The organism is Bradyrhizobium sp. USDA 4501, from assembly GCF_054062115.1.
Genome location: NZ_JBSSEX010000001.1, coordinates 2,903,134 through 2,918,585 on the forward strand (window position 1 = coordinate 2,903,134; position 15,452 = coordinate 2,918,585).

The window sequence follows — 15,452 nt, forward strand, 5'->3', positions numbered from 1 at the left end:
TTGCCGCCGCTCTAGGATGTACGAGTCAAGCCGGGGTAACTACGGACAAGGCGGGGCATGAATCACATCAGTCACATCGAACGCACGCGAGCCGGCTGGTTCGGACATCGCAAGCTGACCCCACGCGCATGCATTGCGGACAGCAAAAAACACCTTCGGACCTTCCTCGCCGAGGCGCTGGAAGACCTCGGCTTCATCACCAGTGAATGCAGCCAGGCTTTGGAACTCGACACCGTTCTGGACGCGGAACGGCCCGATCTCCTGGTGCTCGGCGTGTCCGTGGACGGCATCGAAGTCAGTAAAATTCTCGAGACTTTGGTGAGAAAGGACTATGGCGGCAAGGTCCTCGTCATCGGGCAGCCGGACTCGATCATAGTCAAGGCGGTCCGGCAAATTGGCGACGAGTACGGCATCGCCATGCTGCCGGCGCTGTCGACGCCGTTCAGCGCCGGGACCCTTCGCGACAGTCTTGCGTCGTTGATGCCGCTTGAACCCGCGCCGAGCCCGGCGGTGGACGTGCCCGAAGCGCTGAAGGCCGGCTGGCTCGAGCTGTGGTATCAGCAGAAAATTCATCTCCGGACGCTGGTGCCGAGCGGCGCCGAGGCGCTGATCCGGATGCGCCATCCGGCCTGGGGCGTCGTGCCGCCAGCCTACTTCATCCCGGACGAAAGCGATCCGCATTTTCATGCGCTGTCCGAGTTCGTGATCGAGCGCGCAATCGAGGACTGGCGCTATCTCCTCGAGCAGACCGGGCCGGTCAATCTCTCGGTCAACCTGCCGATCTCCTTCCTTGCCGACGATCGTGCCGTGCGCGAGCTCTGTTACCGGATGCCGGATCATGCGGCCTTCGCGGGCCTCTTGATCGAGATCGACAGCACCGACGTGGTCGATCATCTGGATCTGGCGATCGATGTCGCCCGGCGCGTTCGACTGCACAATATCGGCATCTCGATCGACAATGTCGGCGCGAACTGGCCGTCTTTGCTGGGACTGCCGAACTTTCCGTTCGTCCAGCTCAAGGTCGACCATCAATTCGTCACCGGCTGCGCGGATCAGCGCCTGAAGCAGACGGTGTGCCGGCGTGTCGTGGAGCTGGCCCACGACAACGACGCGCAGGTCGTGGCCCAGGGAGTCGAGACGCGTGCGGACTTTCTCGCCGCGCACGAAATGGATTTCGATCAGGTCCAGGGCTACCTGTTCGGCAAGCCGATGGGCGTCAAGAAGTTCGCCCGCTCACGCATGCATTTCTCTGAGAAAGAGCCAGCCTCCTGAGGCATCGCCTCTGGTCAGGCTCATGTGTCGCGATCGATCGCGCGCAGCGCTTCGCCGCGCGCGATCAGGCGTTTTGCATTGGAATAGGTCGGCACCTCGAGCAGCGAGCCGTCAAGTTCGACGCGCCCAAAGCCCTTTGTCCGCGCCGCTTCGAACGCCGCGACGATCCTGCCCGCCCGGCGCATCTCCTCCTCGCCCGGCGTCAGGACCCCGTTGACGATCGAGGCATGCGCGGGATCGACCAGGCTCTTTGCGGCGTAACCCAGCCGCCGCGCCCAGATCGTGTCGCGTTCGACGCCTTCAGCGTCGCTCCAGGTGTAGGGACAATCGACCGCGACGACATCAGCGGCACGACATTCGACGATGAAGCGCTGCCGCGCGTAAGCGAGCTCCAGGCCATCGCTGCCGCGCTCAGCACCAAGATCGGCGGCGAGATCTTCGGAGGCCATCAGGCAACCGATGACGCGCCGGCTCGCCATGGCGATCGCACCGGTCTGCACCAGACCGCGCGCGAACTCGATATTCGGCAGCAGCGATGTCGATCCCTCGGCGATACTGCAGTCGCGCTCGAACCGCGTCACCGCCTCGTCAAGCCTGACGACATGGTGCGGCTCGGCGACCTTCGGCAGCGCGACGATATCCGGACGTCCGCGCATCACGGCGGCGAGATCGTCCATGCCGTCCTGGTCCAGCGGATTGACGCGGACCGCGACCATCACGCCCTGGTCGCGCCAGGCGGCGTAGAGCTCGGCCGCCAAGGCCCGCGCCTTCGGGCGCAGCGGCGGCGGGGTAAAATCCTCGAGCTCGTGGATCAGCACGTCGGCGCCGCTGGCGGCCGCGTGCTGCAGCACGTCCTCGTTGGCGCCTTCGAGAAACAGCCAGGAGCGGCACAGCGGGGCCGGGCGCAGCTTGCGCATCACGCGGCCCGCGCCGACGTCACTGGAACGTCATGTCGAGGCATTTCGAGATGTCGGAGCCGAGGCCGGACGAGATGGTGATGCAGCCGCGAATCTTCTGGGTGTTGACGTCGTTCGCCCAGATCGCATAGCCGCCGGAACCGAAGAACGAGTTGGTGTTCGGCGGCTCGGTCTCGGTGGCGTCGAAGGTGTAATTGCCGTCGGTCTCGAAGATGCGCGGCTTCTTGGTGCAGCCGCCGTCGGCCTGCACGTTGATGACCTCCTTGTTGTCCCGCGTCAGCGCCAGCGAGACCTGGCAGCGGAAGTATTCCGAGGTCTTGGCGTTGAACAGATAGGCGTAGGACTTGCAGGTCGCGGTGTTGAGCTTGCCGGCGGACAGGCCGCGGCTGCAGGAGATCCGCTGGTTGTTGGAGAGCCTGAACTCGTCCGCCTGCGCGACTGACGCCAGCGTCATGAACGACAGAGCGACACCGATTCCGATCTTCATGACGTGGTTCATCCTGATCATCCCAAGGTCGTGTTTCCGGCAATCAAAGCGTTTGTAAACGGTAACGCGAAAATAGTCGCCAAGCTTGATGCGGGAATTCACAAAGTCGCCGATCCCGCGAGCGGTCGCGCCGATTGTCGTATTGACGCGCGAACATCGTTCGTGATTTGTTCAAAAACGTGGGGACGACGCCGTTTTCTCGGCCGGAGGTGGATCATGACGCATTTTTTGACCAAGACTTTTATCGCGACTGCGGCGTTTGCCGCGCTGACGACTTGCGCATTCGCGCAGGAGGCTGCGCCCTGGGAGCTGAAGCCCGACATGGGCTACGCCTATGACAAGGACGGCAAGACCTGGTCCTACAAGATGGGCACCAACAACGCCGGCACGCTGCTGAAGGGCGCCAAGAAGGTGCCGAAGGGGACGCTGTTCTTCATCGGCCAGAACGGCCAGCTCTACATGCGCTCCGGGCCCTATCTCGAGGGCGACGGCAAGTTCAAGTTCGGCTCGAATTAGAGCGTTTTCGAGCGAAGTGGACGCCGGTTCGCGTAAAGAAAACGCGTCAAGAAGAGTCCAGGGCTTCGGTTCTGATTCAATCAGAACCGAAAATGCCCTAGCGGTTTTCGGCAGGCGTCAGAACGTCGCGGCCAATTCCTTCGCGCCCGGCTTGTTGCTGTTGAAATCCATCCGCTCATTGGTGACGGCAAGCAGCCTGGCCACCGTGTTGTGGCGGATGGCGACCGGGTTGCGCTCGTAGCCGGAGCGCTGGAAGAAGTTCGCGGTCGGCACCTGCTCGCGCATCGCCTGCGGCATGGTCACCATGTCGAGCCCGGTGCCGTCGCCGGTCAGGTTCATCATCTCGAGCTCGGCCGCGGTCAGCGGCCGGCTGTAGCCCTTGTTGCGGGCGAAGATCACCGAGGTCAGCAGCTTGTGGGTCTGCAGCATCGGGCCGACATCGATGTCGAGCACCATGGCATGGCACGCCCAGCCCTGCGGCGTATCGGCGAGGCGCGCATGCGCCGACCAGTCGTCGGGCACGGTGCGGGTGAACGCGACCATCTTCTTCAGCACCGCGAGCTTGTGCTCCATCGCCTTGCGCGCGGGCCCCTGCGTCCTCGCAACCCGCTCGGTCAGATCCCGCACGAATTCATGGCCCTGCTCGGCCAATAGCTCGACGGTGTTGGTGGTGAGCAGCTGGTTGTAGCCCATCGCGGTGGAGATGGCGCGCTTGCCGCCGTGCTCGATGCCCGCCTGTACGTCGTAAGTGCCGGTGCCGCCGGTCTCGAACGAATAGACCCGCACCGCCTGCTCCGGCGTCAGCCCCGCGGCGCGCGCGTAGCGGGCATAGGCGCGCTTGAACTCGACCTCGCTGGCCGGCCGCTGCGGCGTGAACTGGAATTGCTCGGCCGCCGCCCTGACCAGATCGGAGGCCACCGGAAGCGTCTTGGGCGGACGCGGCGGCTTGCCTTCCTCCTCTTCCGGAGCCGGATTGACCGGCCGCTTCGGACCCTCATAGACCGGCGGCTGCTGCAGGACGTAATCGTCCAGCGAGATCTGCACGCGGTCGCGCCGCTTGGCATTGCGGCCGCGCCTCTTCTCGGCGATCGCGTTCCAATAGGCGCTCGCGTCCTGCTCGAAGGCGGCGCGCGCCTCCTGATATTCCTGCAGCTTGCGGCGATACTCCATGATCGCCTGCGGCGATGCCTGCGCCATCGCATTGGCGACGGAAGGCGGCAGCGCGTCGGCCTCGCCGGCAAAAACGGACGGCGCGCCGGCGGCGAGCGCGAGCGCGACAAATCCAGGGCACAGGCGAATCAATTGCGGGCGCATGGCCTCGTTGTAGCAAGCACGGCCGCGAAGTCAGCCCGGAATTGTCCGGATCGCAGCGGCCGGATGCCGCGATCGATGCAGAATATTCGCCACAATGCGGTGTTCTCCGAACGAAAGCCTTGGAGAAAGCCCTGGAGATTGCGATGAGAATGGCACTCTGGCTCGTCGCCGCCTGCGCGTTGACGCTCGCCGCATCGGCGCGCGCCGAGCGTCCGGATTGCGGAACGTTTCCGGATACGCGTTCACGCTTCACCTGTTACGAGAATGTGTCGCGGGCGCCTCAGGAACCCGAGGCCGCGGCGCATTCGTCTGGTGCGCAGGGGAAATCAATAAAGATGAACGCCCGCAAGCGGCGTCACAAATAGCATCATCGTCGCTACTTCCACGCGAACACAGGCTGCTCCAGTTCGGCGACGCGGGTGTTGCGGCCGGCCAGCACCTCGCGAAATTGATAGATCAGCGCGGCGGTCGGCGCATGGATCTGCTGGCCACCGAGGCGGAAGCGGATCACGCGGCGCGAGCTTTCAGGGATCGTGGCGAAGCTGAACGCGTCCTCCAGCTCGATCGCATCGAGGCCGATGCGATGGACGGAGGCGACCTCGTCCGAGTTCGGCGTGATCGCCGCATGCGCACCGGCCCAGACCACGACCGGCGTGATCAGATAGCCGGATCGCGTCGGATAATCGTCGAGCATGCCGAGCACGTCGCTCGGGCCAAGCGCGAGCCCGAGCTCCTCATGCAATTCGCGCAGCGCGGCCTCGGCCTGCGTCTCGCCGGCATCGCAGCGCCCGCCCGGCAGCGCCCATTGCGCGCTATGGGCGCGCAGGCGCGCGCTGCGGCGGGTCAACAGGAACGCCGTACCGCTGCCGTCGTCGCCTTCGGTCAGCGCGATCGCGACCGCCGCGCGCTTCAACGTCGGCGCGGCGTCCGCCGGCGCCAGGCGTGCGAATGCGGCACAGAGCTCTGCGATATTCCGCCGGGTGGCATCGTCAAATGTGCGGGCCATCGACCTTGACTACAACACAACAGCGTTTGATGAAATGACTGCGACCACATGCCTCCTGCGATCAATCATCAGCAAGCAACGGACCCCACCTCATGACGGCCAAGGCCGCGGACAAACTCAAATCCGACGGCTGGAAGATCGCCGAAACCACGGGATTCCTGACCCTGATCGGCCCGTTGTGGGAACGGTTGAAGGACGGCGCGCTTGAACTCGCGCTGATCACCGAAGACAAGCACCACAATCGCCGCGGCCTCGTGCAGGGCGGCGTGATCATGACCTTCGCCGACCGCGCCTGCGGCATGGCCGCACGCTACGTCTCGGGCAAGCCGACGCTTGCAACCGTGCAGCTCGACACCCATTTCGTCGAGGCCGGCAAGATCGGCGAGATCCTGACGACGCGGCCGCGCGTGGTACGCTCGACCCGCAGCCTGATCTTCATCACGGCCGAGGTAACCGTCGACAAGCGCTGTATCGCGATGGCCAACGGCGTGTTCAAGATTTTGAAGAACGAGAGTTGATCCTTTGTCATTCCGGGATGGTCCGAAGGACCAGACCCGGAATCTCGAGATTCCGGGCTCGATGCTTGCGCATCGCCCCGGAATGACCGCAGGAAAGGAAAGTCCGATGCAATATCGCCAGCTCGGCCGCAGCGGCCTGAAGGTCTCGCCGATTTGCCTCGGCACCATGATGTTCGGCGGACCGACCGACGAGGCGACCTCGGCGCGGATCGTGGCGAAGGCGCGCGAGGCCGGCATCAACTTCATCGACAGCGCCGACGCCTATAATGGCGGCAAGTCCGAGGAGGTCGTCGGACGCGCGATCTCGAACAGCCGGTCGAACTGGGTGCTCGCGACAAAACTCGCCAATCCAATCGGCGACGATCCTAACCACGGCGGGCTGTCGCGTCGCTGGCTGTTCCAGGCCGCCGACGAGAGCCTGAAGCGGCTCGGCACCGACTACATCGACGTCTACTATCTGCACAAGGAAGACCACGCGACGCCGCTCGACGAGACGGTGCGCGCGATGGGCGACCTGATCCGCGCCGGCAAGGTGCGCTATTTCGGCGTCTCCAACTACCGCGCCTGGCGCATCGCCGAGATCTGCAACATCTGCGACCGGCTCGGCATCGACCGTCCGGTCGCGAGCCAGCCCTATTACAATGCGATGAACCGGATGCCGGAGGTCGAGCATTTCCCGGCCTGCGCCTATTACGGGCTCGGCATCGTGCCCTATAGCCCGCTGGCGCGCGGCGTGCTTACCGGCAAATACGCGCCCGACGCGGCGCCACCCGCGGACACGCGTGCGGGGCGCAACGACAAGCGCATGATGCAGACCGAGTGGCGGCCGGAATCGCTCGAGCTCGCGCAGGAAATCAAGCGCCACGCCGAGAGCAAAGGCATCACCGCCGGGCAGTTCGCGGTGTCCTGGGTACTGAACTCGTCGTTCGTCAGCGCCGTGATCGCGGGGCCGCGCACCGAAGCGCAATGGGACGACTACATCCGCGCGCTCGACTATCGCTTCACCGCCGAGGACGAAGCTCTGATCGACCGCCTCGTCGTCACCGGCCATCCCTCGACGCCGGGCTTCAACGACCCCGCCTATCCGATCGAGGGGCGCCGCGCGCGGAGCGGATCGTCGCTGTAGCGGCAGCGTCACAATTTTAGTTTTGCGCTCCGCCCGCCGTCATTGCGAGCGGAGCGAAGCAATCCATCGTGCCGCAAGCGGAGAAATGGATTGCGTCGTCGCTGACGCTCCTCGCAATGACGGTGTGTTGCACTCGCTCGGTACGGATAACCCGCTCGGCAACGCCGAAGTTACGTTTCGTAGCTTCCGAATTGCGCGAAGCCCGAGTCGGCTGCAGCATCAGGGCATGGAAATGCTGATGCTGGTGCTGCAATGACGGCATCCAATGTACTGGACTGGATCGTGGCCCTCCTCGTCTGCTGGGCGAGCCTGACCGCAATCTTTGAACCTTCGCGCGGTGCCTCGCAGTGCGACGTATCCACCGCGACGAGCAGCGCGCCGCAGGCCTCGCTGGCGACCCCGACGCAGGCGGAGTTCGAGGAGATGATCCGCGACATGAAGCTGCATGATTGAACGGGATCGGCAAACCGCGAAAATCCTTCCGCATCGTCCCCCAAATCGGGATAGGGGGAAGCCTCGCGGCTTCTCCCCTCCCACACCACCGGACATACGGGTCCGTATCCGGCGGTTCGGTGGATTATGCGGGCTGCTGTGCCGCGACGGAAGCCAAGCCGAGTGCCCTGAAGAACGCGATTGGCATGGCGATGGTGAGCGCGGGGCTGTTCGCGAGCCGCCAAGGGCCATGCGGGCTGCCGGCGGTTTGTGCCGCCAGATCCCGGCCGACGCCGCAGCGTCGCAGCTCGGCAAAGCGAGTGTCACCGCGCTTCCATTGTTTCCAGGCGATGGCGCGCAACCGCCGCCTGAGCCATTCGTCAAGTGTGCGCAACACCGACGGGGTTTGGCAGATGCCGAAGTAGCCGCGCCATCCGATCAGATAGCGCGATAGTTCCTTGGCAATCTGCGCGAGGCTTCGGCCGCAGGTGCGTCGTGTCAGTCCTCGGACCTTCGCCTTGAAGCGGGCAAGTGCCTGCGGCGCGATGCGCCGACGCGGTTCTTTCCCACCGATAAAGCTGAAGCCCAAGAACTTGCGAACGCTCGGTTTGGCGACCGCGCTCTTGGCTTTGTTGACCTTGAGCTTGAGGCGCTTTTCGAGGAACCGTTCGATGCCCGCCAGCACCCGCTCGCCCGCCTTCCGACTGCGCACATAGATGTTGCAGTCATCGGCGTAGCGCACGAAGCGATGGCCGCGTCTTTCCAGTTCCCTGTCCAGCACATCCAGCATCAGGTTCGACAATAGCGGCGAGAGCGGACCGCCCTGCGGCGTACCCTCTTCCGTCGGACTGACCAGCCCTCTCTCCAGCACACCCGCATTCAGGAATCCGCGGATCAGCTTCAGGAGGCGCTTGTCAGTCACCCGCTTGGCAACGAGCCTCATCAGGATGTCGTGGTTGACCCGGTCGAAGAACTTCTCCAGGTCGATGTCCACCACGAAGCTGTGGCCGGCCGCAATGTACGTCTGCGCCCGTTCCACCGCCTGATGCGCCGAGCGCCCCGGCCGGAAGCCGAAGCTGGTCTCGGAGAACGTCCCGTCCCAATCCGCCTGCAGCACCTGCATCACCGCCTGCTGGATCAAGCGGTCGAGCACCGTCGGGATGCCGAGCGGCCGCAGGCCGCCCGACGTCTTCGGTATCTCCACCCGCCGCACCGGCTGCGGCTTGTAGGTGCCCTCAAGTAACTGGGCTCGGATCGCTAGCCAGTGCTCCTTCAGGTGGGCCGGCAACTCATCGACGGTCATCCCATCGACGCCCGCCGCGCCCTTGTTGCGCGTCACTTGCGCCAACGCCGTCTTCAGGTTCTCACGCTCGATTACCGCTTCCATCGACGGCCCTGCGGCCGCCGGGCGTTCGAGGGCGGTGGCCGCCGCGCGCGCTTCGGACTCTTGGGCGGCGGCGTTCGGGGCTTCACCCTTCGCTCCGGTGCCCAAGTTCAGCTCGACCTGATTCTTCTGCCGCATGGCTCGCGCGAGATCACCGTTCTACTGGCCACTTCCACCGTTTGGGCCTTCGACGGCACGCCACCGCCTACTATGCCCGCTGCTGACTTCTGCGCTGCGGTCAAGTCGCCTTACGACGACCTCAGTCCCGTTACCGGGACACAGCACAGACCTCCCGAGGTAAGACCGACCGCCTTCACCGCACGCTCGCCGGATTTACCACCCCGACCCTTGATGACTATGGACTTCGCGATCACATGCTCGCTCGTCCGGCCGGGTAGGCCTCGTTATCCGGTAATTGTCCATCGAGCCGCGGCTTTGCTCCACGCTGTCTTCAGACCCCACCTCGCGATGACGCCCTTGCGCTTCGCTAATCCTTCGCCGTCATCAGGCTGGATAGAGGACTTCCACCTCCAAGCTGTCGTTCATACTCGGCACACATGAAACAGGGCGGCGCCGAAGCGCCGCCCTGCCCTGATTGCCGTTTGCTCGCCGCTTACTTCACGAGGTCGAAGCGGTCGGCGTTCATCACCTTGGTCCAGGCCGCGACGAAGTCCTTCACGAACTGCTCCTTGGAGTCGGACTGGCCGTAGACCTCGGCGAACGCCCGCAGCTGCGAGTGCGAGCCGAAGATCAGATCGACGCGGGTGCCGGTCCACTTCACCGCCTTGGTCTTGCGGTCGCGGCCCTCATAGACGCCCTGGCCGGCATCGCTCCACACCGTGCCCATGTCGAGCAAGTTGAGGAAGAAGTCGTTGGTGAGCGTCCCCGGCTTGCCGGTGAAGACGCCGTGCTTCGACTTCTTGGCATTGGCGCCGAGCACGCGCAGGCCGCCGACGAGGACCGTCAGTTCCGGTCCGGTCAGCCGCAGGAGTTGCGCACGGTCGACCAACGCCTCCTCGGGCTGCAGGAACTGATGCTTGCCGCCGATATAGTTGCGGAAGCCGTCAGCCCGCGGCTCGAGCGGAGCGAAGGACTCGACGTCGGTCTGGTCCTGCGTCGCATCGGTGCGGCCCGGCGTGAAGGGCACCTTCACATTGGTGCCGCCGTCCTTGGCCGCCTTCTCGATCGCAGCGGCGCCGCCGAGCACGATCAAATCGGCCAGCGAGACCTTCTTGCCGAACTCCTTCTGGATGGCTTCGAGCTTGCTCAGAACACCCTTGAGCTGCGCCGGCTCGTTGACATCCCAGTCCTTCTGCGGCGCAAGGCGGATGCGTGCACCATTGGCACCGCCGCGCTTGTCGGAGCCGCGGAACGTCGAGGCCGAGGCCCAGGCGGTCGACACCAGTTCGGACACCGACAGACCCGAGGCGAGGATCTTCGCCTTGAGCACCTCGATATCCTTGTCGTCGATCACGGCGTGATCGAGCGCCGGCACCGGGTCCTGCCAGATCAGCGTTTCCTTCGGCACCAGCGGGCCGAGGTAGCGCTGGATCGGACCCATGTCGCGGTGCGTGAGCTTGAACCAGGCGCGGGCGAAGGCGTCCGCGAACTGATCCGGATGCTCATAGAACCGGCGCGAGATCTTCTCATAGGCCGGATCGAAGCGCAGCGACAGGTCGGTGGTCAGCATGGTCGGGACATGCTTCTTCGACGGATCGAACGCGTCCGGAATGACGGCGTCCGCGCCCTTTGCCTTCCACTGCTTCGCACCCGCCGGGCTCTTCGTCAGCTCCCATTCGTACTTGAACAGGTTCTCGAAGAAGTGGTTGCTCCACTTGGTCGGGGTCTGGGTCCAGGTGACCTCGGGACCGCCGGTGATCGCGTCAGCGCCGACGCCGGTGCCGAACTTGCTCTTCCAGCCGAGACCCTGATCCTCGATCGCGCCACCTTCCGGCTCCGGACCGATCAACGATGGATCGCCCGCACCGTGGGTCTTGCCGAAGGTGTGGCCACCAGCAATCAGCGCGACGGTCTCCTCGTCGTTCATCGCCATGCGGAAGAACGTCTCGCGGATGTCCTTCGCGGCGGCGACCGGGTCCGGATTGCCATTCGGACCTTCCGGGTTGACGTAGATCAGGCCCATCTGCACCGCGCCGAGCGGCTCGGAGAGCTGGCGCTCGCCGCTATAGCGCTCGTCACCGAGCCAGGTGCCTTCCGGACCCCAGTACAGCTCTTCCGGCTCCCACACGTCGGCGCGCCCACCCGCAAAACCAAACGTCTTGAAGCCCATCGATTCCAGCGCGACGTTGCCGGCGAGAACCATCAGGTCGGCCCACGAGATCTTGCGGCCGTACTTCTGCTTGATCGGCCACAGCAGCCGGCGCGCCTTGTCGAGGTTGGCGTTGTCAGGCCAGCTGTTGAGCGGGGCGAAACGCTGCTGACCGGCACCGGCGCCGCCGCGGCCGTCGGTGATGCGATAGGTGCCCGCCGAGTGCCAGGCCATGCGGATCATCAGGCCGCCGTAATGGCCGAAGTCGGCCGGCCACCATTCTTGCGACGTCGTCATCAGGGCCGTGAGGTCCTTGATCACGGCGTTGAGATCGAGGCTCTTGAATTCCTTGGCGTAGTCGAAGCCCTTGCCCATCGGATCGGACAGGCTGGAGTTGCGATGCAGCACCTGAACGTCGAGCGTCTCCGGCCACCAGTCACGATTCGAGTGCCCGCGAGGCCCGCCTGTGAATGGGCATTTGCCCGCGCCTTCGTCGGTTTTTGCGTCCATGTTTCTTCTCCGAGGTGATGGATTCTGGAATGCGCTGGAGCTCTTCCAAGAATGATTCTACGCAACCCAATCCATCAGAGGAAATTGACTTTAGTGATCGCGTCGATAAGATTATCTGATGATAAATGTCACACTCCGGCAACTCAGGTATTTTGATGCTCTGGCCCACCACCGCCATTTCGGGCGCGCCGCGGATGCCTGCGCGGTGTCGCAGCCGGCGCTGTCGATGCAGATCCGCGAAATGGAACAGGCGGTCGGCGGCGTGCTGATCGAACGCAATGCGCGGCAGGTGACGCTGACGACCTTCGGCGAGGACCTGCTGCGCCGCGTGCGCGACATCCTGCGCTCGGTCGACGAGCTCGGCGACTTCGCGCGCGCCTCGCGCGACAAGCTCGCCGGGCGGCTGCGGGTCGGCATGATCCCGACGATTGCACCATATCTGCTGCCGAAGGTGATCGAGAACCTGGCGCGGCTGCATCCCGAGCTCGACATCCATGTCCGCGAGACGCTGACGCCGAAGCTGATCAAGGAGGTCGCCGAGGGCCGGCTCGACACCGCGATCGTGGCGTTGCCGGTATCGGAACCGTCGCTGACCGAGGTCGCGCTGTTCTCGGAAAACTTCCTGCTGGTGCGGCCGGGCGAGGACGCCAAGACGCCGGTGCCGAGCGCCGAGATGCTGCGCGAGATGCGGCTCTTGCTGCTCGAGGAGGGCCACTGCTTCCGCGACCAGGCATTGTCGTTCTGCAACATGCAGTCCTCGCCGCCGCGCGAGGTGCTGGACGCGAGTTCGCTGTCGACGCTGGTGCAGATGGTCGGCGCCGGTATCGGCGTCACCTTGATCCCCGAGATGGCGGTGACGGTGGAGACGCGCTCGGCGCCGGTCACGGTCTCGCGCTTCAAGCATCCGCAGCCGTCGCGCACCATCGGCATGGTCTGGCGCAAGACCTCTCCGCTCGCCGCGCAGCTCCAGCAGATCTCCGAGGTCGTCAGCCTCGCCGCCCGCGCCCTGCGTGCGCCGAAACAGGACGGCGCCAAGGAGCCGGCGAAGCGCGCGGGGCGAAGGAAGATGGCGTGATTACCGAGACGCTGCGGCGAAGATGTAGTTCTCGTTTGACGCACACGTCTCGCCACCCCCACAACCGTCGTCCTGGCGAAGCCAGGACCCATAACCACCGCGTTTGATTGTGAACGGGATCGTGGCTCCAGCTTCGCTCAACAACTGATGGTCGGGGTAATGGGTCCTGGCTTTCGCCCATAGGCGCTAAGATAGTTTGATCATAGTCTGATAGTGGCGCTTATGTCTGGGTGGCTCGCGTAGATGTCGCCGGAGAGCGTGACTGGCTCTGCAGAGTAGAGCGATTGCGGGCTGTGGAATGATCGCTTGCCGTAGCGAAGCGACGAGCTGGCGCAGCAGACGCCACGTCACTGGGTGGGTCAGGCGGCGTCGGGCAAGCGGGGAGAGTCTTCGAGTTCGTCGACGAGCGGCTCGAGCAATAGAATGATCAGCAGATGAGCGAGGATATGGGGTCTGGCGGACCGCTCGTCGGTTCCGGGAGGTCCCTTCAGGCCAATCAGGCTTTTCAGCCGCTTGAAGCCGAGCTCAATGCGCCATCGCAGCCGATAGAGGGCGAGGATATCTGCAGTCGTGAAGTCCTCTGGCCTGAGTGAGGTCACCAGGATCACCCAATCTGCGGCGTCAAGTGTTTGCCTGGAGAGCTGATGACCTCCCTTTTGTGCAGTCCGGCGCGCCTTGCGTCGCGCAGCCGCAGCAGCTTGCGCCGGCTTCTTCGCGGCAACCAGACGCACTGCGAGCGGCGGCGCACCTGACTTGCGCTTTATCCAAATCGGCCGATCGATCAGGCCACGCGCCGAGGCGTTGCGCAGTTCGGCAGTGAGGTCAACAAGATTACCTTCGGCATCGAGCCAGCGCGCGCTCTTCCAGCCGGCCCGGATCACGAAGTCTGCATCGGCATCGACGAGATGCGCCATGCGCTCCGGTTGCAGATAGGCGCGATCGGCAAGACGGATCTCACCGGCAACCGCCGGTATCCGATCCAGCGTCTCGCCCGCTCGCTGATCGGTCAGCTCGAAGTGACCAAAGCGCTCCTGCGGAAGATCGAACGCGCTATGGATACGCCACACTGCGTTCTTGTTCCTGCCGCTCGTCCCAGCCTTGGGGACCGTCGTGGCGTCAACAATACGGATCAGACGACCGCGGCTCGCCTTCGGCGCCGCGTCGGCAAGCGCCTGCTCGACCAAGATTGCCAGCCAATCTCCGCACTGACGTAAGCGATACAACAGAGCCACGTTGGAGATATCGACAAGCCCAACCGACGTGGCCCATGCCGCCGTCAACCGCAGCCCTTTCTCACCAAGGCAATAAGCCAAGATCAGGCGCAGCAAGTCGACCGCATTGCTGATCTCCCGCGGACGGACAAACGCCTTCGTCTTGCGCGCGCTAATGTTCAGAGCCTCGGCTCCGCCAAGTCGGGCGACAACGCGCGCCCAATCTTTGTTCACAAGCGATTCGTGTGCCATTCCATCTTGGAATCACAAACGAATCCAAGGCGCAAATCCTATTTTAGCGCCTATGGGCTTTCGCCAGGACGACATCGAATATGTTGCGCGGTCCGGGAATCATACGTCCGCATTCTCGCGGCGAATGACGAGATGAGGCGGCGCCCCTACTTCTCCAGATACTTCTTCATCTCGGCGATCAGGCCGTCGCGCAGTTCGGGGCGCTTGAGGCCGAAGGCGATGTTGGCGCGGAGGAAGCCGGGCTTGGAGCCGCAATCGTGGCGCTCACCCTCGAACTCCACGCCGTAGAACTTCTGCGTCTTCGCAAGACCGATCATCGCATCGGTGAGCTGGATCTCGCCGCCGGCGCCGCGCTCCTGCGTGGCCAGGATGTTGAAGATCTCGGGCTGCAGGATGTAGCGGCCGGTGATCGACAGGTTGGACGGCGCGGTGCCCTGCGGCGGCTTCTCGACCATGCGGTCGACCTCGAAGATGTTGCCGGTGCGTTTGCCGACGCTGCAGATGCCGTATTGATGGGTGAGTTCGTCGGGCACCGCCTCGACCGCGATCAGGTTCGACTTGTCGCCAAGCCTGCTAGCGGCGTCGATCATCTGCTTGAGGCAGCCCGGCGTGTTCAGCACCAGCTCGTCCGGCAGCACCACCGCGAACGGCTCGTTGCCGATGATATCGCGCGCGCACCACACCGCGTGGCCGAGCCCGAGCGGAGCCTGCTGCCGGGTGAAGCTCATCGCGCCGGCTTCCGGCTGGTTCTGCGCCAGGATATCCTGCTCGGTCTTCTTGCCGCGCTGCGCCAGCGTGGTGTCGAGCTCGAACATGCGGTCGAAGTGATCCTCGATGACACCCTTGTTGCGGCCGGTGACGAACACGAAATGCTCGATGCCGGCTTCCCGGGCCTCGTCGACCACGTACTGGATCAGGGGCTTGTCGACGATCGTCAGCATCTCCTTCGGCATCGCCTTGGTGGCGGGCAGCACGCGGGTACCGAGACCGGCGACGGGGAATACGGCTTTGCGGATCTTCATGGGATTATCGGAAGCCTTGAAATGGGTGGGACGGCGGCACGAAATGAATCATGCCTTTGGTACCCCGTTTTGCAGCCGCCAACAAAGGCGGATGTGTGGTGCGGCTTAATTCCGCCGTTCCCGTCAGCCAAATGCGGGCCG

The 15,452-nt window shown here is 64.3% G+C and carries 15 protein-coding genes; 7 read left to right on the forward strand and 8 right to left on the reverse strand.

Annotated elements, in window-relative coordinates:
* Window positions 1-57: 57 nt before the first annotated feature.
* On the forward strand, window positions 58-1,272 hold the full coding sequence (locus ACVWZM_RS13235) for an EAL domain-containing response regulator (protein ID WP_456853480.1): 1,215 nt from the start codon (window positions 58-60) through the stop codon (window positions 1,270-1,272).
* A 20-nt stretch (window positions 1,273-1,292) separates the two neighbouring features.
* Here the strand turns inward: ACVWZM_RS13235 and ACVWZM_RS13240 are convergent, their stop codons facing one another.
* Both ACVWZM_RS13240 and ACVWZM_RS13245 read right to left on the reverse strand, forming a co-directional pair.
* A complete protein-coding gene (locus ACVWZM_RS13240) occupies window positions 1,293-2,189 on the reverse strand; it encodes an HpcH/HpaI aldolase/citrate lyase family protein (protein WP_456853482.1) in 897 nt (298 codons plus the stop codon).
* A gap of 19 nt (window positions 2,190-2,208) precedes the next feature.
* Entirely contained in the window at window positions 2,209-2,688 is a 480-nt protein-coding gene (locus ACVWZM_RS13245) for a hypothetical protein (protein ID WP_456853484.1), read from the reverse strand.
* Between the two features lie 204 nt (window positions 2,689-2,892).
* Between ACVWZM_RS13245 and ACVWZM_RS13250 the strand changes: the two genes are divergently transcribed.
* Window positions 2,893-3,192, forward strand: coding sequence for a hypothetical protein (locus tag ACVWZM_RS13250; protein WP_016845604.1), 300 nt, complete (start codon window positions 2,893-2,895; stop codon window positions 3,190-3,192).
* A gap of 117 nt (window positions 3,193-3,309) precedes the next feature.
* Here ACVWZM_RS13250 and ACVWZM_RS13255 read toward each other — a convergent pair whose 3' ends face one another.
* Window positions 3,310-4,506: a hypothetical protein gene (locus tag ACVWZM_RS13255; protein ID WP_057016412.1), complete on the reverse strand. Its 1,197-nt coding sequence runs from the start codon at window positions 4,504-4,506 to the stop codon at window positions 3,310-3,312.
* 41 nt (window positions 4,507-4,547) lie between these two features.
* Between ACVWZM_RS13255 and ACVWZM_RS13260 the strand changes: the two genes are divergently transcribed.
* Window positions 4,548-4,871 (forward strand): hypothetical protein, encoded by a 324-nt coding sequence (locus ACVWZM_RS13260; RefSeq protein WP_456853487.1) that lies wholly within the window; start codon window positions 4,548-4,550, stop codon window positions 4,869-4,871.
* 11 nt (window positions 4,872-4,882) lie between these two features.
* Here ACVWZM_RS13260 and ACVWZM_RS13265 read toward each other — a convergent pair whose 3' ends face one another.
* Window positions 4,883-5,512, reverse strand: a complete 630-nt coding sequence (locus tag ACVWZM_RS13265) for an NUDIX hydrolase (RefSeq protein ID WP_456853489.1) — start codon at window positions 5,510-5,512, stop codon at window positions 4,883-4,885.
* Window positions 5,513-5,604: 92 nt separating this feature from the next.
* Here ACVWZM_RS13265 and ACVWZM_RS13270 point away from each other — a divergent pair, with 92 nt between their 5' ends.
* From ACVWZM_RS13270 to ACVWZM_RS13280, 3 genes are all read left to right on the forward strand, one after another.
* Complete coding sequence (locus ACVWZM_RS13270; protein ID WP_057016414.1) at window positions 5,605-6,030, forward strand: PaaI family thioesterase; 426 nt, start codon at window positions 5,605-5,607, stop codon at window positions 6,028-6,030.
* A gap of 106 nt (window positions 6,031-6,136) precedes the next feature.
* The gene (locus tag ACVWZM_RS13275) at window positions 6,137-7,156 is read left to right on the forward strand and encodes an aldo/keto reductase (RefSeq protein ID WP_456853491.1); all 1,020 of its coding nucleotides are present in this window, start codon (window positions 6,137-6,139) and stop codon (window positions 7,154-7,156) included.
* A 252-nt stretch (window positions 7,157-7,408) separates the two neighbouring features.
* Window positions 7,409-7,609 (forward strand): hypothetical protein, encoded by a 201-nt coding sequence (locus ACVWZM_RS13280; protein ID WP_057016417.1) that lies wholly within the window; start codon window positions 7,409-7,411, stop codon window positions 7,607-7,609.
* Between the two features lie 124 nt (window positions 7,610-7,733).
* Here ACVWZM_RS13280 and ltrA read toward each other — a convergent pair whose 3' ends face one another.
* Together ltrA and katG are read right to left on the reverse strand one after the other, a co-directional pair.
* Complete coding sequence (gene ltrA, locus ACVWZM_RS13285) at window positions 7,734-9,110, reverse strand: group II intron reverse transcriptase/maturase (RefSeq protein WP_456816111.1); 1,377 nt, start codon at window positions 9,108-9,110, stop codon at window positions 7,734-7,736.
* 475 nt (window positions 9,111-9,585) lie between these two features.
* On the reverse strand, window positions 9,586-11,751 hold the full coding sequence (katG, locus tag ACVWZM_RS13290) for a catalase/peroxidase HPI (RefSeq protein ID WP_057016418.1): 2,166 nt from the start codon (window positions 11,749-11,751) through the stop codon (window positions 9,586-9,588).
* Window positions 11,752-11,869: 118 nt separating this feature from the next.
* On the opposite strand from katG, the gene ACVWZM_RS13295 reads away from it, so the two are divergent.
* Window positions 11,870-12,826 carry a hydrogen peroxide-inducible genes activator gene (locus ACVWZM_RS13295; RefSeq protein ID WP_057016419.1) on the forward strand — a complete coding sequence of 319 codons (957 nt, stop codon included), beginning with the start codon at window positions 11,870-11,872 and terminating at the stop codon, window positions 12,824-12,826.
* A 359-nt stretch (window positions 12,827-13,185) separates the two neighbouring features.
* On the opposite strand, the gene ACVWZM_RS13300 is transcribed toward ACVWZM_RS13295, so the two are convergent.
* Together ACVWZM_RS13300 and galU are read right to left on the reverse strand one after the other, a co-directional pair.
* Window positions 13,186-14,271: an IS4 family transposase gene (locus ACVWZM_RS13300; protein ID WP_456851881.1), complete on the reverse strand. Its 1,086-nt coding sequence runs from the start codon at window positions 14,269-14,271 to the stop codon at window positions 13,186-13,188.
* Between the two features lie 164 nt (window positions 14,272-14,435).
* On the reverse strand, window positions 14,436-15,311 hold the full coding sequence (galU, locus tag ACVWZM_RS13305) for a UTP--glucose-1-phosphate uridylyltransferase GalU (RefSeq protein WP_028334743.1): 876 nt from the start codon (window positions 15,309-15,311) through the stop codon (window positions 14,436-14,438).
* Window positions 15,312-15,452: the final 141 nt, after the last annotated feature.

What these genes read in the sequence shown, in the direction of transcription:
- ACVWZM_RS13295 (WP_057016419.1), top strand. Translation starts at nt 11,870, where the DNA reads ATGATAAATGTCACACTCCGGCAACTCAGGTATTTTGATGCTCTGGCC.
- ACVWZM_RS13240 (WP_456853482.1), bottom strand. Translation starts at nt 2,189, where the DNA reads ATGCGCAAGCTGCGCCCGGCCCCGCTGTGCCGCTCCTGGCTGTTTCTC.
- ACVWZM_RS13265 (WP_456853489.1), bottom strand. Translation starts at nt 5,512, where the DNA reads ATGGCCCGCACATTTGACGATGCCACCCGGCGGAATATCGCAGAGCTC.
- ltrA (WP_456816111.1), bottom strand. Translation starts at nt 9,110, where the DNA reads ATGCGGCAGAAGAATCAGGTCGAGCTGAACTTGGGCACCGGAGCGAAG.
- ACVWZM_RS13275 (WP_456853491.1), top strand. Translation starts at nt 6,137, where the DNA reads ATGCAATATCGCCAGCTCGGCCGCAGCGGCCTGAAGGTCTCGCCGATT.
- ACVWZM_RS13250 (WP_016845604.1), top strand. Translation starts at nt 2,893, where the DNA reads ATGACGCATTTTTTGACCAAGACTTTTATCGCGACTGCGGCGTTTGCC.
- ACVWZM_RS13270 (WP_057016414.1), top strand. Translation starts at nt 5,605, where the DNA reads ATGACGGCCAAGGCCGCGGACAAACTCAAATCCGACGGCTGGAAGATC.
- ACVWZM_RS13280 (WP_057016417.1), top strand. Translation starts at nt 7,409, where the DNA reads ATGACGGCATCCAATGTACTGGACTGGATCGTGGCCCTCCTCGTCTGC.
- galU (WP_028334743.1), bottom strand. Translation starts at nt 15,311, where the DNA reads ATGAAGATCCGCAAAGCCGTATTCCCCGTCGCCGGTCTCGGTACCCGC.
- ACVWZM_RS13245 (WP_456853484.1), bottom strand. Translation starts at nt 2,688, where the DNA reads ATGAACCACGTCATGAAGATCGGAATCGGTGTCGCTCTGTCGTTCATG.
- ACVWZM_RS13255 (WP_057016412.1), bottom strand. Translation starts at nt 4,506, where the DNA reads ATGCGCCCGCAATTGATTCGCCTGTGCCCTGGATTTGTCGCGCTCGCG.
- katG (WP_057016418.1), bottom strand. Translation starts at nt 11,751, where the DNA reads ATGGACGCAAAAACCGACGAAGGCGCGGGCAAATGCCCATTCACAGGC.
- ACVWZM_RS13235 (WP_456853480.1), top strand. Translation starts at nt 58, where the DNA reads ATGAATCACATCAGTCACATCGAACGCACGCGAGCCGGCTGGTTCGGA.